This window comes from Psychrobacter sp. FME5 (genome assembly GCF_014861375.1).
In the GTDB taxonomy this organism is placed as follows: domain Bacteria; phylum Pseudomonadota; class Gammaproteobacteria; order Pseudomonadales; family Moraxellaceae; genus Psychrobacter.
Genome location: NZ_RRYX01000231.1, coordinates 1 through 1,277, shown reverse-complemented (window position 1 = coordinate 1,277; position 1,277 = coordinate 1). Strand labels below are relative to the sequence as shown.

General features: G+C 43.1%; 1 protein-coding gene. It reads left to right on the top strand.

Translation table 11 applies throughout. The annotated features are described in order from the left end of the window. Positions 1–65: 65 nt before the first annotated feature. Positions 66–1,231, top strand: a protein-coding gene (locus EI161_RS14410; protein ID WP_192520527.1) for an IS3 family transposase whose coding sequence is annotated in 2 segments (ribosomal slippage) — positions 66–324 and positions 324–1,231 — 1,167 coding nt in all. Because the reading frame shifts where the segments join, the coding sequence is not laid out codon by codon here. Positions 1,232–1,277: the final 46 nt, after the last annotated feature.

Below are 1,277 nucleotides of genomic sequence, written 5' to 3'. Positions count from 1 at the left end.
TGAGCTATGCTGAAGAAACCGTAGAGATAAACTTGGTAAACTAACGACTCGATGAGGAGTTTACCATGACCAAGAAGATCAGAACTTATAGCACCCAATTTAAAGCAGAAGCCGTTAAGAAGATAGCAGACAATAACGGCAACATCTCAGCGACCGCAAAGCAGCTTGGCATAGCGATGCAAACGTTATCTAATTGGAACAATAAAGCCAATCAAGGCAAACTTGTCGGCACAGAACAATATGATCCTGAGCTTATGGCAGCTATTCAGGAAATAAAGCAGCTCAAGCGGCAGCTTAAAGTGGCTGAAGAGGAACGAGAGATCCTAAAAAAGGCCACGGCGTACTTTGCGAAAAACAGTTAGTGAAGTACGCCTTTATAAAAACTAATAGACAGGCCTTTAGTATCGTCTCTATGTGCCGTGTATTAAGGGTTAAGCCATCAAGCTATTACGACTGGATAAATCGCGATATCAGCGACCAACAGATACATCGTAACCAGTCTGAGCTACTGGTTAGAGCCGCTCACAGTGAAACTCGTGAGCGCTATGGTGTTGAGCGACTGCATGCAAAGCTAATAGAGCAAGGCCATGACATTAGCTTGTACATGGTCAGACGTATCAAAGAAGAACATGGCATCAAATGCCGTCGCCACAAACGCTTTAAGGTCACCACGGACTCAAACCATAATAAAATGGTTTATCCAAACGTGCTCGATCAGCAGTTTGATGCTAAGCGTCCTAATGAGTCTTGGGTCAGTGATATCACCTATATCTGGACAAGCGAGGGTTGGCTATACTTAGCAGGAGTAAAAGATTTATACACCAAAGAGCTGGTCGGCTACGCCATTAATAAGCGCATGACAGCAGATTTAGTATGCCGTGCACTCAATATGGCAATCAAGAATAAACGACCAAGCCAAGGGCTAATTGTGCATTCTGATAGAGGCAGTCAGTACTGTAGCCACGCTTATCACAAGATCATCAAGCAGCATCAGTTTAAAGGCTCAATGAGTGCTAAAGGCAACTGCTTTGACAACGCACCCATAGAAAGCTTCTGGGGCATATTAAAGAACGAGCTTGTATATCACCAAGACTATAAAACAAGATTTGCAGCCATCAGAGATATTATTGGATATATTGAGTTGTATTATAATCAGACTAGGATTCAAAAGAGCTTGGGCTATAAATCGCCAAGACAGGTGTGGTTTGACTTTTATCGTCAGGCTGCGTAATTAAAATCTCCCAAGTTTGGTTCTACGGATTTGACGGCAGGGGTCA